This is a genomic window from Deinococcus aerophilus, from assembly GCF_014647075.1.
Taxonomy (GTDB): Bacteria; Deinococcota; Deinococci; order Deinococcales; family Deinococcaceae; genus Deinococcus; species Deinococcus aerophilus.
The window spans coordinates 43605-58483 of sequence record NZ_BMOM01000022.1; the positions used below are offsets into that span (position 1 = coordinate 43605).

The following is a 14879-nucleotide window of genomic DNA, read 5'->3' on the forward strand; positions in this document are numbered from 1 at the left end:
GCAGCGCGCCACAGAAAGACCGGGCCGTTCGGCCTAGAATGAATGCTGTGCGTCTGGAGTCCCTGTCTACCCTGAATTACCGCAACCTCGCGCCGTGTACGCTGCGTTTTGGTGCGGGTGTGACGGGTGTGTTCGGTGAGAACGGCGCGGGCAAGACCAACCTGCTGGAGGCGGCCTACCTCGCGCTGACCGGCCAGACCGACGTGACCCGCTTGGAACAGCTGGTGCAATCGGGCGAGCAGGAGGCATATGTGCGCGCCGACCTGGAATCGGGCGGCAGCCTGAGCGTGCAGGAGGTCGGCCTGGGACGGGGGCGGCGGCAGCTCAAGGTAGACGGTGTGCGGGTGCGTGCGGGCGACCTACCGCGCGGCAGCGCGGTGTGGATCCGTCCCGAGGACAGCGAACTGGTGTTTGGCTCGCCCAGCGTGCGCCGGGCCTACCTGGACTCGCTGCTCTCGCGCCTGAGTGCGCGCTACGGCCAGCAGCTCACCCGTTACGAGCGCACCGTCTCGCAGCGCAACGCGGCCCTGCGCGGCGGGGAGGAGTGGGCCATGTCGGTGTGGGACGACGCGCTGGTGGGCCTGGGAGGGGAGATCATGAAGTTCCGTCGCCGGGCCCTGACCCGGCTGGGCGAACTGGCCTCGGAATCCAACGCGGCGCTGGGCAGCCGCAAGGCCCTGGAACTGACCCTGCTGGAATCCACCACGCCCGAGACCTACGCCGCCGATCTGGCCGCGCGGCGCGGCGAGGAGGTGTCGCGCGGGTCCACCGTGACCGGGCCGCACCGCGACGATCTGACGCTGACGCTGGGCGGGCTGTCGGCGGGTGAATATGCCAGCCGGGGCGAGGGGCGCACGGTGGCCCTGGCGCTGCGCCGCGCCGAGCTGGAACTGCTCGCCGAGCGCTTTGGCGAGCAGCCGGTGCTGCTCATCGACGACTTCAGCGCCGAACTCGATCCGGGGAGGCGGGCCTTTTTGCTGGAGCTGGCGGCGGGCGTGCCGCAGGCCATCGTGACCGGCACCGAGCGCCCTCCCGGCGCCGCCCTGCACTACCGGGCGCAGGCGGGCCGGTTCACGCCCGCCGACGCCCCCGCTTCCGAGCTGGACGGGCTGACGGCACTGCCGCTGGAGGTCCACATATGAGCCGTGACCGGTACAACGGAGAACGCAACAACCGGGGCCGCCGCTTGAGTGGACCGCGCGGCCTCGGGGAACTGATGGGCGCCACCCTGGGCACGGCGCGCATTGCCAAGGGGGTGGGCCGGGCGCGGGCGATCCTGGCGTGGCCGGGCGCGGTCGGGCCGGAGATTGCCCGCATCACGCGGCCCCGCTCGCAGCAGGGCGGGGTGTTGTTCGTGGAGGTCCGTGACAGCGCCACCGCCCACCATCTCACCATGCAGCGCCACCACTTTCTCAAGGCGCTAAATGCCGCGCTGAGCGACGCTCCGCTGAGCGAGATCCGCTTCAGCGTGGGCAGCGTCCGTGTGCCGGCGCTGGCCCCCACGCCCGCACCGCTGCCCGCCCCCGACCGTGAGCGTGCCCGCGAACTGGTGCAGGAGGTGGGTGAGGACCTGCGTCCGGCCGCCCTGCGCGCTGCCGAGGCCATTACCCGCTCGCGCAAGTGGCGCGAGGCCCAGGGCTGGCGCCCGTGCCCGGTGTGCGGCGAGGCCAGCCGCGAGCAGCCGTGCCGTGCGTGCGCCCTGACGTTGGAGGACCCCATCGTCCGGCGGCTGTCGCGGACGCTGCTGCGCCACCCCGAACACCTGCTGGACCTGCCCGACATGCTGGGTGACAGCGGGGCCAACGCGGCCCGTCACCTGGCCCTGCAGCGCCTGGAAGAGCAGCTGGAACTGCTTGCCCTGGAATGTGTGCGCAGCGGCCAGGAGGGGGGCTACCGCGAATTCCTGGCGCAGCAGGCGGCGGTGTATCTGGCCCTGAAATTGCGGCGGCCGCGCGCGGCGCTGAAGCCCTCGGACCACGCGCTGCTGCCCGGCGGGGCCCGCAAGGTGCTCGGGGCAGGTCGTCCCCCCGGTTTTCCCCCGGAACGGTGAAGCCCACGCTGGTCGCGCCCCGGCGGGCGGGGGTATCGTGACCGCATGACCGACGCCCCCCCTTCCCCCGGCGTGCCCGGCGGCAGCGCTTCTCCGTCCTCGGCCCAGCACCGCGCCGCCGCGCCGCGTGCCGTGCGGGTGGCGGTGCTCACCATCAGTGACACCCGCACGGCCGAGACCGACACCAGCGGGCAGTACCTGCTGGGCGAACTGAAGGCGGCCGGCCACGAGGTGGTGCAGTACCGGGTGGTGCGCGACGACGCCGTGCAGATTCGCTCCGCGCTGGTGCAGTTCGTGCGGGAGGCGACGGTGGTGCTCTCCAGCGGCGGCACCGGCCTGACCGGGCGCGACGTGACCGTGCCGGTGGTCGAGTCGCTGATTACCAAGCCCATTCCTGGTTTCGGAGAGCTGTTCCGCATGCTCAGCTACCAGCAGGTCGGCGGCGCGGCGATGCTTTCCCGGGCGCTGGGGGGCCTGTGCCGGGGCGCGGCAGTCTTCGCCATGCCCGGCAGCCTGAATGCCGTCCAGACTGCGTGGGAGGGCATTCTGCGCGACGAGATCGGCCACCTGGCCTTCGAGGTCGAGCGCCACGGGCAGCCCGGCGTGATCACCGGCGGCCCGTCCGTGTCTTCACCTTCCGTCCCGGCTGCGCCGGCCCGGCCCGCCACACCTGCGAACGGGGGCGTGGCGGCTGGACTGGGCCGACACCGCCGGGAGGAGCGCTGATCCGGACCCGGGGTGACGGAACCCCCGGGACCCTTGCCGCAAGAGAAGTCGCCCCGAGTCCGGAGGGGCCCCGCCCGCTGGGAGTTACGTGATGTCAGACACACCGTTCATCCTGTTGCAGACCGCCGTACAGCTCCCCGCGCCGTCTTCCGGGGCCACCGTGGAGCTGCTGGCAGGAGTGCCGCTCAGCGCCGCCCTGCTCGCCCTGACGCCCATCACTGAAATCACCCTGCCCTTCGCGCTGGCCCTCGGGCTGATCGCGCTGTACTGGCTGCTGCGGGTGGCGCGGGAGGCCCGACTGGGGTATCTGCCGCGCGTGGCGTGGTGGGCGCTGCCGGGGCTGGCCCTGCTGCTGCTGACGCCCACGCTGGATGTTCCGGCCCTGTTCGGAATCGGGGCGGCGGCGCTGCTGCTCGCTGAGTTCTGGCCGCTGCCGTATCGCCGCGTGGCCACGCGGCCCTCGCCCGCATGGCCGCTGGTGGGTCTGCTGGGCGGGGTGGCCCTGATGGCAGCGGTTCTGAACGCCCCAGACCCGCAGCCACTGGCGTTTGTGGCCGCCGTGGGCGCGCTGCTCGCCGGGGCGGCGGGGCTGCTGGGCGTGGTGCTGTATCCGGGCCGGGGCACCGGCGGGGCCGTCGCCGCAGGCCGCCCGTCCCCCCTGAACTTTCAGGCCCGCTGGCACCGCACGGTGACCCCCGAGTGGCCGGACCTGAGTGTGACGCTCAGCGAGCGTGGAGCACACCTCAAGAACATCTCGCGGCGTCCACTGCTGCTCGCCGGGTGGTCGCCGGCCGGCATCAATGCGTGGTACCGGGTGCGCGGCCCCGACGGCCGGGTGCTCGCCGAACTGCGCGCCGGGCAGGAGGCGCTGCTCCCCATGAACGGGCGCGACAGCGGCGTACGGGTGTGGTATGGCCCGGACCCTTCCAGCGATCCGCACCTGTTCCGCGCCGACTGGACCCCCACGGCGCGGGCCGACCAACGCGTGCTGAACTGAAGCCCGGATGGGCGGAGCGCCGCCCGCTTCTCACGCCTATCAGGCGGCGGGCAGGTATGGTGGGCAGATCGTGAGTTTGGTGTTTGACTGGACGGCGCTCAGGGCGCTGACACATGGAGACGGCACCGGGGGCACGCTGCGCCGCGAGGCCAGCGATTTCCGGGTAGAAGAGGTGCCGGCCTATGCGCTGGCCGGGCAGGGAGAGCACCTGTACCTGCGTGTAGAGAAAACCGGGCACACCACCGCCCATGTGCTGCGCGAACTGGCTGCTCAGCTGGGCATTCGCGAGCGCGACATTGGCGTCGCGGGCCTCAAGGACCGCCACGCGGTCACGACCCAGTGGCTGAGTGTTCCGGCCAAGCATGAGGAGCGGCTGGGACAGTTCCAGCTCGGCGGCGTGCGGATTCTGGAAACCACCCGGCACGGCAACAAGCTGGGCATGGGCCACCTGCGGGGCAACCGTTTCGTGGTGCGGGTGCGCGGAGCGCCGGACCAGGCCGGGGCGGCGGCGGAGGCCCTGCAACTCCTGAAGGACAGTGGGGTCCCCAATTACTTCGGGCCGCAGCGCTTCGGGCTGGGCGGCCTGAATGCCGAGGAGGGATTGAGGGTGCTGCGCGGAGAGTCACGGCTGCGCGATCCGCGCGTGCGGCGCTTTCTGACCGCCAGCGTGCAGAGCGCGGTGTTCAATGCCTTTGTCAGCCTGCGGCTGGAGCGCGGCGTGTTCGCGGGACTGCTCACGGGCGACATGGCCAAGAAGCATGACACCGGCGGGGTCTTCATGGTCGAGGACGCGGCCCTGGAGTCGCCGCGGGCCGCCCGGGGAGAGGTCAGCGCCACCGGTACCCTGTTCGGCAAGAAAACCCGGCCGCTGGTTCTGGAAGCCGGTGAGCTGGAGCGCGAGGCCCTGTCCGCCTTTGGCCTGACTCCACAGGTGTTCACCTCGCGCCATGGGGACCGCCGCCTGACTCGCGTCTTTCTGGAGGACGGCTCGGTGGTTCCCGAGGAGGACGGGTACACCATGGCCTTCACGCTACCCCGCGGCAGTTTTGCCACCAGCGTGCTGCGCGAGGTGATGAAGACGGGAGTAGACGGTCCGGCGCTGGCCGAGGCGGAGCACAACGGTGCAGAACTGGACGGTGAGGCAGATGACCGGGATGCAGAAGGCCCGTTTCAGGACATCCCGGAGGCCCACGGATGAACGTTGCCCGGCTGTGGCTGCTGATCGCCGGGCTGTCGGGGGGCCTGAGCGCGGGAGCCAACGCGGTGCAGGGCGTGCCGGGAATGTCGGCGGCGCTGTCGTTGTCTCCGACCTACGGCGGCGCGCTGGTCACGGGCCGGGTGCGCGTGCCGCGCAACAATGAACTCACCGGCGTGTGGAGCAGCGTGGGCCGCGCCCGCCTCATGAAGTGCACCCCGCGCTGCGGGGTCGTGTCGGCGGTGCCCATCCAGGGCAGCGTGATTCTCAGCTCGGACTCGGGCTACCGCGTGGTGCTGGGCGGCAAGTTCAGGACCGGCCAGAAGGTCAGCCTGGTCCTGCGCTTCCGCGAGGGCACAGTGGTCAACGTCATGGCGACGGTGGGGCGCTGAGCGCGGGCACCCCCCAACCCGCCTTTCTGGGGGCCACCTACGGCACGCCGGACGACCGGGTTCGCCTGACGGCCGCTTCGCGGACTTCGCGCCCGGCAGAGCGGGAACCGCAGGACTGGGCAGCGGGGAACTGGGCCATCATCACGGCCTGGAATCCGGCCGGTCAGCGCCAGCCCGACGCCGACAACCGGCGGGCCGAAGGAGCCCTGCTCGCCATGATCCAGGACCGCCCGTTCCGGATGGGAATCAACGGTGACGGTGGGTGGGCCGAGCCGTCGGTGATTCTGAGCCGCGTCTCCCTGCGGGAGGCTGCGGCGCTGGGCCGGCATTTTGGGCAGGCGGCGGTGCTGTTCGGAGTGGGCCGCCGGGCCGCCCTGGTGTGGCTGTGGCCCGGGAGGATGGTGATCGAGCGGCGCTGGGTGACTTCCTCAGCGTGAACGAAAAAAGGCTCCCGCAGGAGCCTCTGATTTGAAACTTGCCTTCAGGAGAACTTGACGCCCTGCGACTTCAGCACCCGGCGGGCCGTGTCGGTGGGCTGTGCGCCCTGGGCGAGCCAGTGCTGGGCACGCTCCACGTTGACCTTCAGGTAGTTCTCCGAGGTCTTGCGGGGATCGTAGTGGCCCAGGTTCTCGATGTAGCCCCCGTCGCGCGGACGGCGCGAATCGGTGACGACGATGCGGTAGTGGGGGTTATGGGTGGAACCGAAACGGGACAGGCGAATCTTGACCATGCGAGTGGACCTCTGAGGGGGGGGTTTTTGAGGGTACTGCTCCCGCTAGGATGGCGGGGTTCATGCGGGCCGACAGCAGCCAACCGGGCCGCGCACCGAAGCAGAGTATCAGGGCCGCGTGAGGAAAGGCAAGGGGTCCTAGAACCCCGGCGGTACCGGCACACCGTCCTGGCGATACTGAAAGGCCATGCGCTGCGGCCCGATGATCTGCGAGCCGCCCACCGTACCCAGCGGCGTGCCGCGCTCGACCCGGTTGCCCACGCTGACCAGCGGATCGCGCAGGCCGAAATAGGCGCTGACCGTGCTGGAATGGTCGACGAGGACCACCCAGCCCAGCGAGGCGTAGTACGTCACCGCCATCACGTTGCCTTCCAGCGCACAGACGGCCTGGGCATCGTCCGTACCGGCCAGCACGACCCACGGCGAGCCGTCCGAGCCGTAGGGCAGGCTGACCCGCCCGCCCGGCAGCGGAAAGCCCAGCGGTCCGGTCAGGGCCGGCAGCGGGGTCAGTTCCTGCTCGATTCTCTGCTGAACCTGCTCGACCTGCTCGCTGCGTTGTTGCAGGGCCGCCTGCTCACGCTGCAGCTGAAGTTCGCGTTGCCGCTGGCTTTCCTGCTGGGCGGCGAGCTGCTGCTGGGCCCGCACGCGGGCCTGTTCGGCGGCCCTTTGCGAGGCCTGCCGGGCAGCCTGCTGGCGCTGGGCCTGCAGGCGGGCTTCCAGGGCAGCCTGCGCGGCGGCGCGCTGCCGGGCCTGCTCACGCGCGACCCGCTCCTGCTCGGCCTTGACCCGGGCCAGACGCAGGGCCTCCTGCCGGGCGCGTTCCTGGGCCTCGCGGATGCGGCGCTGTTCCTCCTCGCGGCGGCGGCGTTCCTCGGCCAGACGGCGCTGACGCTCGGCCTCAATGCGCTGGCGTTCGGCGACCACCTGGGTTACCAGTGTGTCGATGGTGCGGGCGGTCAGGGCGCGCTCGGCCTGGCGCTGGGCGGCCAGGGTCCGCTGGCCCTGCTCGCTGGAGCGCAGCCTGGCCAGCAGCTGGTTCTGCTGGGTGCGCCGGGCCTTCAGGCTGTTCAGGGCAGCCGTGCGCTGGGCCTGCAGGTCGCGCAGCTGCCGGGTCTGCTGGTCCTGCTGCTGCCGCTGCTCCTCCAGGGTCTGCACCTCGTCTTTCAGGTTCTGAATGATGCCCGCGTTGTAGCGGGCGGCCAGATTCGAGTACCGCAACCGGATCAGCAGGTCCGACAGGCTGCGCGACTGAGACAGCAGCCCCAGGTAATCGCCGCTGCGGCTGCGGTACATGGTGTTCAGGATCTCGCGCACGTCGCTCTTCAGGCGCTCGACCCGGGTCTGCGTGACCGACAGCTGGGAGGTCGTGTCGGCGAGCTGCCGCTCGGCCTGGTCCGTGCGGACATTCAGGGCGGCCAGCTCGTTTTCCAGCTCCGCCACCTGCGCGGCCAGGGCGTCGAGCTGCGCGAGCGTTTCCTTTTGCTGCGCGCTGAGGTTCTGGATGTTCCCGCGCAGCCGCTCCAGTTCCTTGGCCTGCTGGGCGCTGAGCTGCTTTTGCTCTTTCAGTTCGCGTTGCAGCTGTTCCAGGCGCTGACTGGTCGTGGGCAGTTGCAGCGCAGGTCTGGCCGGGCGGGTGCTGACCGGCGGCGCCGCGCTGGAGGATGGAGCCGTCTGCGCTCCCACCCCACCGATCAGCAGCGCGCCCAGCAGCATGGCCGCAGTCGACCGGACGGCCACCGTATCCGGCCCGCGGCGCGGCGCCCCTTGCCTCACTCCAGCTCCCGCAGGTAGCGCCGGGTGGCGAACAGACTGCCCACCAGCCCCACAAGCACGCCGAGCACGGCCACCCCGCCGAGCACCGGCAGCAGCGTCTCGGGATCGGTTACTACCGGGAACACCGGGGCCAGCTCGCGCACGCGCCCGGCCAGGCCCAGGTAGGTGGGCGTCAGCAGCGCCAGCGCCAGCGCCGCCGCCACGATGCCCACAAGCAGGCCCTCGATCACGTGGGGCATGCGGATAAACGCGCGGGTTGCGCCCAGCAGCCGCATCACGCTGATCTCGTCGCGCCGGGCATACATCGCCACCCGCACCGCATTCAGGATATTGAACAGGGTGCCCAGCAGCAACAGGCCGACCAGGGCGTACCCCGAGCCGCGCACGGCCGTGAGCGTCCGCACGGTGGGGTCCACGTAGCCGGCGCCGTATTCCACGTCCTCCACACCGCTGAGCTGAGAGACCGCCGCCGCCACCGTGCGCGAGTCTTCCACCCGACTGACCTTCATGCGCAGGGTATCGGGAAAGGGATTGCCCACCAGATCCGCCGCGTCGCGGGTGTACGGCGAGTCGCGGGTCATCTCGTCGAGGACCTGCTCACGCGTGACCAGCCGCGCCTCGCGGACCTGCGGCAGCGCCCGCACCTGGGCGAGCAGGTCCGCCTCGGCGGCCTCGGGCTTCAGGAAGGCGGCGACTTCCACCTGCGATTCCAGCTGGGCCAGCGTGCGGTCCACGTTCAGGGTGAGCAGCAATACGAAGCCCAGCATCAGCAGGGTCAGGGTCATGGTCACCAGCGTGGCGAGCGTCGCCGTGATGTTGCCGCGCATGGCGAGTAGCGCCTGGCGGAGGTGGTACCTCACAGCGCGTACCCGCCGTAGGGATCGTCGCGCACCAGTTTGCCCTTGCGCAGCGTCAGGGTGCGGTGGCGGTAGGTTTCCACCAGTTCACGGGCGTGGGTGGCAACGATAACCGTGGTGCCGCGCAGGTTGACATTCTGCAGCACCTTGAGCACCTCGCGGCTGTTCTCCGGGTCGAGGTTGCCGGTCGGTTCGTCGGCGAGCAGCAGTGGGGGGTCGGCCACGATGGCCCGCGCGATGGCGATGCGCTGCTGTTCGCCCTGCGAGAGCTGCACCGGCAGGGCATGCTTCTTGTGTTCCAGCCCCACCGTGCGCAGCGCCGCCGTGACCCGCGAAGGCCACTCGCGCTGGTGAACGCCGGTGACCCGCAGCGCGAAGGCCACATTGTCGAAGGCGTTCAGGTGCGCGAGCAGCAGGTTGTCCTGAAACACCGTTCCCATGCGCCGGCGCAGCAGCGCGGTGCGGCGGCCCCGGTAGTGCGACAGCGGCTCGCCCGCCACCCGGACCTCGCCGCCGGTGGGCAGCGCCCGCTTGAGCACCAGGTTCATGAAACTGCTCTTGCCCGCACCCGAGTGGCCCACCAGATACGCGAACTCTCCCTTGCCGATGCGCAGGCTCACGTCGTCCAGCGCCAGGGTATGGGTCACCGGATATGCCAGCGAAACGTTGTGGAACTGGATCACGCGGCCACCGCAGCGGCGCCGGGACCCAGGCGGGCCGCGGCCGGACAGACCCGGCAGGTGCTGAGGGCCGGGAAGCGCACCCCAAGCGCGATAAAGACGGCGACGTTCAAAGACAGGCTGTTCATGCTCGCCGCCCAGCATAGCCCAGACCCCCTCTATACCGTAAAGAAATGGTCAGGGAGCCGCACACCCGGGGAGCCAGAGCTGTCACCTCGGCCTCAATAGGGCTTCACCTGCCCACACTATCCTGTAGGGGTGAATGCCAAACGCCTGACCATTGTGGGGGCCGCGCTGACGGCCACGGCCGCCGTTGCCTACGCGCAGCTCGGCGGCTACTCCCAAACCAACCTCACCAATTCTGCCGTCGGCAAGACGTTGCTGGACGTGATCGGGGATCTCAAGCAGTATTACCTCTACCCGGTGGACGAGGACAAACTGCTGCGCGGCGCGATCAACGGCGCGGTGGGCAGCCTGAACGATGAATTCACCTACTACAGCCAGCCTGAAGACAATGCCATCGACGCCGAGAACCTTGCGGGCAACTTCTACGGCATCGGCGTGCAGCTCGTCGCTGCCAACCCGGACGGCACCGGGGGCAAGATCGACAATGTGTTCAAGACCGGGGCGGCCATCGCCGCGGGCGTGCAGATCGGTGACGTGTTCGTCAAGGTGGACGACACCGAGGTGATCAACAGCAAGCTCAACGAGATCGTGCGTCTGGTACGCGGCAAGCAGGGCACCACCGTCACCATCACCTTCGCGCGGGGGGGCAAGCCCTACACCGTCAAGATGGAGCGCCAGCCGGTGACCATCGTGGATGTGGAACAGACCATTCTGCCCGGCAACGTGGGCTACATCGCGCTGAACACCTTCTACAACGAGAAGGTCAGCCAGCAGTTCCGCGCCGCCGTGGCCGACATGAAGAAGAAGAACGTGCAGAAGCTGATTCTGGACCTGCGCGACAACGGTGGCGGTCTGCTCAATGCCGGGGTGGACGTGGCCGATCAGTTCCTGCAGAGCGGTCCCATCGTGAGCCTGCGCGACCGCAACAAGAAGACCGAGGTCTTCGGCACTGCCCGCAACCAGCCCACCGACTACACCGGCAAACTCGTGGTGCTGGTGAACAAGAACAGCGCGTCCGCCTCCGAGGTTGTTTCCGGGGCGCTGCAGGACAAGGGCCGGGCACAGGTCATCGGGGAGCAGACCTTCGGTAAGGGTGTGGCCCAGATTCCGATCAATCTGCCCGACGGCGGCAAGGTCGCCATCGTGAACAGCGAGTGGTTGACCCCCAAGGGCCGCCAGATCCACAAGAAGGGCGTTACGCCCGATATCGTGGTGAAGGACACCCGCAACACCACGGCGCTGAACTTCAGCGGCAGCGGTCTGACGGCGGGCGACAAGATCACCCTGAACGTGGGGGGCAAGCCCGTGACGGTCACCGCCGACAAGGACGGCAAGTTCACCTACACCGGCGAGGTCAAGCGTCCGACCCGCAGCGCCACCCAGGGTGAGGCTGTGGTGGACGTGCAGAACGACGCCATTTTGCAAAAGGCCCTGGACCTGCTGAAGTAATCAGGGAATCCGGGCCAAACTCAAAGATTGCCCCTCCCCGGCTGTTGCGGGAGGGGCAATCTTTTGGGCGGTTGGTCCCTACTTGCCGACAAACACCGCGGTGGTCAATCCCGGCACGGTCACGCCGTTGCCGCTGACCTTGCTCGTCTTGACCACGGGATCGCTGCTCGCGGCCAGGGCCGGGTGCAGGCTCAGCTTCAGGCCGGCCAGGGCCGCGTCGTTCAGGGTCACGGCCTTGCCGCCTCCGTTGAAAACCACCACGATGTTCTTATAGGGATTGGTCGGGCTGACCGCGCCGCTGAGCTTCATGGCAATCACGCCGGGAAGCTGTTTGGGGCCCGTATTCAGGAAGGTCAGGCCGCGCTGCACCTGCGCCGCCGTTTCCATGCGGAACAGGTCCGAGGAGTAGCGCACCCGCAGGAACTCGCGGTAAGAATCGAAGGCCCGCTGGATGTCGGCCGGGCTGGGCTTCAGCGCCGCGTTGCCCAGGATGGGGCGGTACAGGTCCCAGTTGCCCCCGTTCTTCTCGGCCATCGGGAGGCCCCGGCCGAAGCCGTTGGTCTGCCCGGTCCAGTCGATGGTGTTGAACCAGTCGCCGCTGTTGTAGCTGTCGGTGTCGAAGCTCTTGGAGCGCAACAGGTCGTCGCCCGAGGTGCTGAAGGGCAGGCCCTGCCCCAGCAGGATGAGGCTGTTGGCCAGGTTCTGCATGCGGGTGCGCTGGGCCGGGGTCGCGTTCAGCGGGGCCTTGAGCAGCACGGCGTCGTAGAGGGTCTGGTTGTCGTGGGCGCTGGCGTAGTTGATGCTCTCTCGGGGAGAGGCGGCGTATCCGGCCGGAGCGTCACCGTATTTGATTCCCGCGCCCGTCACGGTCTGTCCCGCCGCGTTGGTCAGTTTGTAATCGCGCAGGTTGCCGGTCAGGCCCACGCGGATCAAGTCGGAGAGTTGCAGCAGCTTGGCCGCGTCGGTGTTGCCCGGCTGCCCATTGGGCAGGCCCACCAGCCCGGTGGCGAAGCCCTGTTCCTGCAGGCCTCCAAACGGGTTGCCCCCCCGCACCGCGTCCCGGATGCGGTCGTTGAAGGTGCCGATGCCCTGACCGTACATGTTGGTCTGGGTGGCGTTCACGCCGCGCTTGTTGCCCTGAACCTCGCCGAAGTCCCAGCCCTCGCCGTACAGGTAGATCTGCTTGCCGTCCACACCGTCTTTCGAGACGGTCAGGGCGTCCAGCGCCGCGCGGGCCGCCGCCATATCCGAAACGAGGTGGTGGCCCATCAGGTCGAAGCGGAACCCGTCTACCTTGTAGGCTTTCGCCATCAGAACCAGGGTGTCCAGCATCAGCCGGCGCATCATGGTGTGTTCGGTGGCGGTGTTCGAGCAACACGTGGAGTTCTCCACGCCGCCGTTCACGTTCAGGCGGTGGTAGTAGCCGGGAACAATCTTGTCCAGCACGCTGCGTTCCGCCTGGCCCGCCGCGTTGGTGTGGTTGAAGACCACGTCCTGAATCACGCGCAGGCCCGAGGCGTTGAGCGCCATGACCATCTGGCGGTATTCCCTGGTGCGCTCGCCCGGCTTCACCGCGTAGCTGCCCTCGGGCACCATGTAGTGGTACGGGTCATAGCCCCAGTTGTAGGGATCGGCGTCCCTGACGGCGTTCACGGCCTTTTGCTGTTCCTCGCTGTTGGAAGCGAATTTGCTCAGGTCGCTGCCCACCGACTTCCAGGCCTCCTTGTTCTCGTCGATGGTGGCGATGTCGAAGGTGGGCAGCAGGTGGATGGCCTTCAGTCCCGCGTCGGCCAGCGCCCGGAGGTGTTTCATGCCGTCGCTGCCGCTCTGGGTGAAGGCCAGGTAGGTGCCACGCTGCGCGGCCGGGACGGTCCGGTCGGCGGCACTGAAGTCGCGCAGGTGCAGTTCGTAGAAGCTGAGGTCATTCACAGAGCGCAGCGCGGGCTTTTTCAGCGTGTCCCATCCGGTGGGCTTCTGCGCGGGGTCGTTCAGGTCGGTCAGCAGGCTGCGCGTGCTGTTGAGCGTCAGGCCCACCGAATAGGGGTCGGTCACGAGGTTGGTCTCGATTTTTCCCGTGCTGGGCGCGAAGACCCGGGTCTCGAACCGGTAGGCGCGGTTCTTCCAGCCCGCGTCGCCGGCCGCCGTCCAGACCCCGTTTTCCCCCCGGGTCATGGGTACGGTTTTCTCGTTCCCGCCGTCGGCGTCACTCAGGCGCAGTTTCACGTCCTGGGCGGTGGGGGCCCAGACCCGCACGGTGGGCATGTTGCCCGTCCAGGTTACGCCCAGCGGCCCGCTGTAGGCGTACAGATCGTCCAGCGCCCACGCGGTCTGCACTCCGGTCGCGTCCAGCACAGTGCCGTCCGGCATCACCGAGGACACCGCCAGCTGCCCGCGCAGCGCCGCTGCTATCTTGCCCCGGTCCTCTGCACGCACCCGCAGCAGGGTGTAACCGGCCAGATAGGGGGCTTTGGCCTTGAGCGCCGGCGTCAGTCCGCCCGCGGCCTCCAGGGTCAGGGTCGTGCCGCCGTCCACGCCTGCCGGGGTGAGCTTCAGCGAGGCATCCTGTGCGGTGTGCAGCGTCAGCAGCGCCCCCGGCTGCACGAAGTCCGGTTTGACGGCCACCAGATCGCGCTCCAGCATGATCGCCCGCTGCTTTTTCAGGTCGCCCACCTGCCGCACGCTGGTGTCCGGTTTGGTGGTGTTGACCGCCGTATTGCCGCTGACGATCCACGCCTGGGCGCTGCCGGCCGGGTTGGCCTGTGCGGCGCTCAGGGTCATGTCCGGGCCTGGGTCCTTTTCATCGCCCTTGTGGATGATGAAGTTCAGTTTCTTCCAGTCGGTTTTCATCGGCACGTCCCAGTACACGCCAAAGCCGTTGCTGCCGGTCTGGTTCAGCGGCGCGGTCCACTCGGTGGGTGTGCTGGTGTCCTCCCAGACGTGCAGGCCCCAGCCGTCGTATTTGCCGTCCGGGCGGTAATAGTTGATGCGCGCGGTGTTGGCGGGGACCGGCGCGTCCTGCGCGACGTAGGCAAAGTCGGCCTTGCCGCTGCGGACCAGCACCTCGCGTCCCTGGGTCGGGTCGGCGAACAGGTCCGGGCCCGGATCCTTCTCATCGCCCTTGTGGACGATGAAGCCCACCTTGGCTGCGCCTGCCTTGAGGGGCACGTCCCAGTACGCGCCGCCCGCGTCCACGCCGGTCTGGGGCAGGGGCTTGCTCCATTCCACCGCGGCGGTGGTGTCTTCCCAGACGTGCAGGCCCCAGCCGTCATATTTGCCGTCGGGCCGCAGGTAGCGCACGCGCAGCACGTTCTGCGCGATGGGTGGGGTGGTCTGGGCGGTCTGGGCGAGCACCGCCAGCGGGGAGGCCAGCGCGGACGGTGCTGTGGGAGCGGGAAGGGTTTGTGCGGCGGCCGCAGCAGCCAGCGCGAGCGTCAGAAACGTTGCCATCGTTTTCATGTAGGGCGTCAGTGTACCCGCTGGCGGCGGCGCTGCCCTCCTGCAAAGGCCCAACCACGCTGAACCCGTCTTGGTCCTCGGCACACCTGCCCGCCGCCCGCGCCCCCTACCCTGAACCCATGACCGGACACACCAGTGACGAGCACTTTGACGAGAAGCCCGAACACCACAGCGACGCCGAAAGCCTGCGCAAGATTCCCGAGCGCTATGAGCACAATCCCGATGTCGTTCAGGACGGCCCCGGCAACCCCGACATCGGGACGGAGGAGCCCGAGGACACCACCACCCTGCCGGGCCGTGTCTCCATCTGAGTCGACTTCAGCCCGAGCGGGGTTCCGCCCCGCCGGGCGGCCTGTAGGTCACGGCACGACCACCGTTCCCAGGGCGCCATAATTGCCCAGCACGGCTGCGCCCACCGCCGCGGCGGTCCCCTCGCGTACCAGCGCGA

The 14879-nt window shown here is 69.1% G+C and carries 15 protein-coding genes; 9 read left to right on the forward strand and 6 right to left on the reverse strand.

What is annotated here, in order from left to right; genetic code table 11:
• Positions 1-38 precede the first annotated feature (38 nt).
• From recF to IEY21_RS12620, 7 genes are all read left to right on the forward strand, one after another.
• A complete protein-coding gene (gene recF / locus IEY21_RS12590; RefSeq protein ID WP_188904700.1) occupies positions 39-1142 on the forward strand; it encodes a DNA replication/repair protein RecF in 1104 nt (367 codons plus the stop codon).
• Positions 1139-2050, forward strand: coding sequence for a DciA family protein (locus IEY21_RS12595; RefSeq protein ID WP_229753078.1), 912 nt, complete (start codon positions 1139-1141; stop codon positions 2048-2050). The genes recF and IEY21_RS12595 overlap by 4 nt, the downstream gene beginning before the upstream one ends.
• Positions 2051-2095: 45 nt before the next feature.
• Positions 2096-2776 (forward strand): MogA/MoaB family molybdenum cofactor biosynthesis protein, encoded by a 681-nt coding sequence (locus IEY21_RS12600; RefSeq protein ID WP_188904701.1) that lies wholly within the window; start codon positions 2096-2098, stop codon positions 2774-2776.
• Positions 2777-2867: 91 nt separating this feature from the next.
• Positions 2868-3773 carry a hypothetical protein gene (locus tag IEY21_RS12605; protein ID WP_229753079.1) on the forward strand — a complete coding sequence of 302 codons (906 nt, stop codon included), beginning with the start codon at positions 2868-2870 and terminating at the stop codon, positions 3771-3773.
• 70 nt (positions 3774-3843) lie between these two features.
• Positions 3844-4971 carry a tRNA pseudouridine(13) synthase TruD gene (truD, locus tag IEY21_RS12610; protein ID WP_229753080.1) on the forward strand — a complete coding sequence of 376 codons (1128 nt, stop codon included), beginning with the start codon at positions 3844-3846 and terminating at the stop codon, positions 4969-4971.
• Positions 4968-5360 carry a hypothetical protein gene (locus IEY21_RS12615; protein WP_188904703.1) on the forward strand — a complete coding sequence of 131 codons (393 nt, stop codon included), beginning with the start codon at positions 4968-4970 and terminating at the stop codon, positions 5358-5360. The genes truD and IEY21_RS12615 overlap by 4 nt, the downstream gene beginning before the upstream one ends.
• 140 nt (positions 5361-5500) lie before the next feature.
• Entirely contained in the window at positions 5501-5797 is a 297-nt protein-coding gene (locus tag IEY21_RS12620; protein WP_229753083.1) for a DUF3293 domain-containing protein, read from the forward strand.
• 44 nt (positions 5798-5841) lie between these two features.
• On the opposite strand, the gene rpsP is transcribed toward IEY21_RS12620, so the two are convergent.
• The 5 genes from rpsP to IEY21_RS17020 form a co-directional block, all read right to left on the reverse strand.
• Positions 5842-6090: a 30S ribosomal protein S16 gene (gene rpsP / locus IEY21_RS12625; protein WP_188904704.1), complete on the reverse strand. Its 249-nt coding sequence runs from the start codon at positions 6088-6090 to the stop codon at positions 5842-5844.
• Between the two features lie 138 nt (positions 6091-6228).
• Complete coding sequence (locus IEY21_RS12630; protein ID WP_188904705.1) at positions 6229-7803, reverse strand: murein hydrolase activator EnvC family protein; 1575 nt, start codon at positions 7801-7803, stop codon at positions 6229-6231.
• Between the two features lie 56 nt (positions 7804-7859).
• Positions 7860-8723, reverse strand: a complete 864-nt coding sequence (locus IEY21_RS12635) for a permease-like cell division protein FtsX (RefSeq protein ID WP_229753081.1) — start codon at positions 8721-8723, stop codon at positions 7860-7862.
• Positions 8720-9403, reverse strand: a complete 684-nt coding sequence (ftsE, locus tag IEY21_RS12640; protein ID WP_188904706.1) for a cell division ATP-binding protein FtsE — start codon at positions 9401-9403, stop codon at positions 8720-8722. The genes IEY21_RS12635 and ftsE overlap by 4 nt, the downstream gene beginning before the upstream one ends.
• The gene (locus IEY21_RS17020) at positions 9400-9528 is read right to left on the reverse strand and encodes a hypothetical protein (protein ID WP_268237801.1); all 129 of its coding nucleotides are present in this window, start codon (positions 9526-9528) and stop codon (positions 9400-9402) included. Before IEY21_RS17020 ends, ftsE begins: the two co-directional genes overlap by 4 nt.
• 130 nt (positions 9529-9658) lie before the next feature.
• Between IEY21_RS17020 and IEY21_RS12645 the strand changes: the two genes are divergently transcribed.
• Positions 9659-10975, forward strand: coding sequence for a S41 family peptidase (locus IEY21_RS12645; RefSeq protein ID WP_188904707.1), 1317 nt, complete (start codon positions 9659-9661; stop codon positions 10973-10975).
• A gap of 78 nt (positions 10976-11053) precedes the next feature.
• Here the strand turns inward: IEY21_RS12645 and pulA are convergent, their stop codons facing one another.
• On the reverse strand, positions 11054-14431 hold the full coding sequence (gene pulA, locus IEY21_RS12650; protein ID WP_188904708.1) for a pullulanase-type alpha-1,6-glucosidase: 3378 nt from the start codon (positions 14429-14431) through the stop codon (positions 11054-11056).
• Positions 14432-14550: 119 nt separating this feature from the next.
• Between pulA and IEY21_RS12655 the strand changes: the two genes are divergently transcribed.
• Complete coding sequence (locus IEY21_RS12655; RefSeq protein ID WP_188904709.1) at positions 14551-14742, forward strand: hypothetical protein; 192 nt, start codon at positions 14551-14553, stop codon at positions 14740-14742.
• The last annotated feature ends 137 nt before the right edge of the window (positions 14743-14879 follow it).